The sequence below is a fragment of the Methylobacillus sp. MM3 genome (genome assembly GCF_001645185.1).
Lineage (GTDB): Bacteria > Pseudomonadota > Gammaproteobacteria > Burkholderiales > Methylophilaceae > MM2.
Genome location: NZ_LXTQ01000039.1, coordinates 1 through 393 on the forward strand (window position 1 = coordinate 1; position 393 = coordinate 393).

Sequence of the window (393 nt, forward strand, 5' to 3'; positions counted from 1 at the left end):
GAAACACAGCGTCAGCACGCTGAACCAGGAGATGACGCAACTCAATCAAGAAACAGTCAAAATCACTCAGCAAAACAGGCTGAATGCAAAATCCAGCAGTGGGGTTTACCTTCTGCCTGGAGCGAAAACACCGGCAAGACTGGAAAGCCAGATCGGTACTTTACGTATGTCGCTGGTGAATATTACGCCTGATGCAGATGGCACCACCCTTACACTACGTATTCAGGGTGAGTCGAATGATCCCTTGCCCGCATTCAGCGGAACTGTTGAATATGGGCAAATTCAGGGAACAATAGACAACTTTCAGGAAATCAATGTGCAGAATCAATTGATTAATGCCCCTGCCAGCGTCCTCGCCCCCAGCGATGTTGATATTCCGTTACAGTTAAAGGG

The 393-nt window shown here is 48.1% G+C and carries 1 protein-coding gene; it reads left to right on the forward strand.

Annotated features, from left to right (window positions below; genetic code table 11):
* Window positions 1-31: 31 nt before the first annotated feature.
* The coding region (locus tag A7976_RS10385; protein WP_240483854.1) for a DUF3251 domain-containing protein at window positions 32-393 on the forward strand (362 nt) is incomplete at its 3' end.